Origin of the sequence: Streptomyces sp. NPDC012935, assembly GCF_042900345.1 — a bacterium.
GTDB lineage: Bacteria > Actinomycetota > Actinomycetes > Streptomycetales > Streptomycetaceae > Streptomyces.
Genome location: NZ_JBIBBC010000061.1, coordinates 1 through 1,643, shown reverse-complemented (window position 1 = coordinate 1,643; position 1,643 = coordinate 1). Strand labels below are relative to the sequence as shown.

At 70.4% G+C, this 1,643-nt stretch carries 1 protein-coding gene; it reads left to right on the top strand.

Annotated elements, in window-relative coordinates; all coding sequences use genetic code 11:
• Entirely contained in the window at window positions 1-1,620 is a 1,620-nt protein-coding gene (metG, locus tag ACFY5C_RS41425) for a methionine--tRNA ligase (RefSeq protein ID WP_389455244.1), read from the top strand.
• The last annotated feature ends 23 nt before the right edge of the window (window positions 1,621-1,643 follow it).

The following is a 1,643-nucleotide window of genomic DNA, read 5'->3' as shown; positions in this document are numbered from 1 at the left end:
ATGGAGCCGTCCGAGGGACCCGAGTCCGGTGGGAAGAAGGCGTACTACGTCACCACCCCCATCTACTACGTCAACGACGCCCCTCACCTGGGCCACGCCTACACGACGCTCGCCGCCGACGTCCTCGCGCGCTGGCACCGGCAGCGCGGGGAGAAGGTCTGGTTCCTCACCGGCACGGACGAGCACGGCCAGAAGATCCTGCGCACCGCCACCGCGCACGGCGTCTCCCCCCAGGAGTGGTGCGACCGGCTCGTGGAGGAGGCGTGGCAGCCCCTGTGGCGGCACCTGGAGATCTCGCACGACGACTTCATCCGCACCACGCAGCGCCGCCACACCGACCGCGTCCATGAGTTCGTGCAGGACCTGTACGACAACGGCGAGATCTACAAGGCGGACTACGAGGGCCCGTACTGCGTCCACTGCGAGGAGTTCAAGATCCCCGCCGAACTGCTCGACGGCGAGGGCGAGTACGCGGGACAGAAGGTGTGCCCGATCCACCGCAGGCCCGTCGAACTCCTCCAGGAGGAGAACTACTTCTTCAGGCTGAGCGACTACCCCGAGCGGCTGCTCGCCCACTACGAGGCCCACCCGGACTTCATCCAGCCCGAGTCCGCGCGCAACGAGGTCGTCAATTTCGTCCGGCAGGGCCTCCAGGACCTCTCCATCTCCCGTTCGACGTTCGCCTGGGGCGTCCCGGTCCCGTGGGACGACCGGCACGTCATCTACGTCTGGGTCGACGCGCTGCTCAACTACGCCACGGCGGCCGGCTACAACGAGAACCCGGCCAAGTTCGCGACGACGTTCCCCGCGGACGTCCACCTGGTCGGCAAGGACATCCTCCGCTTCCACGCCGTCATCTGGCCGGCGATGCTGATGGCCAACGGCCTGCCGCTGCCCGGCCGGATCGTCGCCAACGGCTGGCTGCTGGTGGGCGGCGAGAAGATGAGCAAGTCCAACCTGACCGGCATCGGGCCGCGTGACCTGACCTCGCACTTCGGCGTGGACGCGTACCGCTGGTACTTCCTGCGCGCGATCGCGTTCGGCCAGGACGGCACGTTCTCCTGGGAGGACTTCGCCGCCCGCTACACCAGCGAGCTGGCCAACGACTTCGGCAACCTCGCCTCGCGCGTGGCGGCCATGGTCGGGCGGTACTTCGACGGCGAGCTCCCGGCGTCGACCGCCGACGGCGAGGCGGAGGACGCGATCCGCGCCGGCCTGACCAGGACGGTCGCGGAGGCGGACCGCAGGATCGGCGAGGAGCTGGACTTCCAGGGCGGCATCGCCGCGATCTTCGACTTCGTCAAGCAGGTCAACGGCTACCTCACCGAGCAGGAGCCCTGGAAGGTCGCCAGGGACGACAGCGCGGAGGCCGGGGCCCGGCTCGCCACCGTCCTCAGCACGGCCGCGGAGTCGCTGCGCGCCCTCGCCGTCCTGCTGCACCCGGTCATGCCGGAGACCGCACAGAGCCTCTGGACCTCCCTGGGCGCGGAGCCCTCCCTCGGCCCCCTGGCGGACCAGAGGGTCCAGGACGCCGGCACCTGGGGCGCGCTCGCCCCGGGCACACGGATCACGAAGGGACCGGCGCTGTTCCCGCGCCTGGAGGAGGGGGCGCGGGGCTGACCCGCGGGGGCCGCTCAGCCGGC

Excerpts from the sequence above, each read along its gene's own strand:
- metG (WP_389455244.1), top strand. The coding sequence starts at position 1 with ATGGAGCCGTCCGAGGGACCCGAGTCCGGTGGGAAGAAGGCGTACTAC.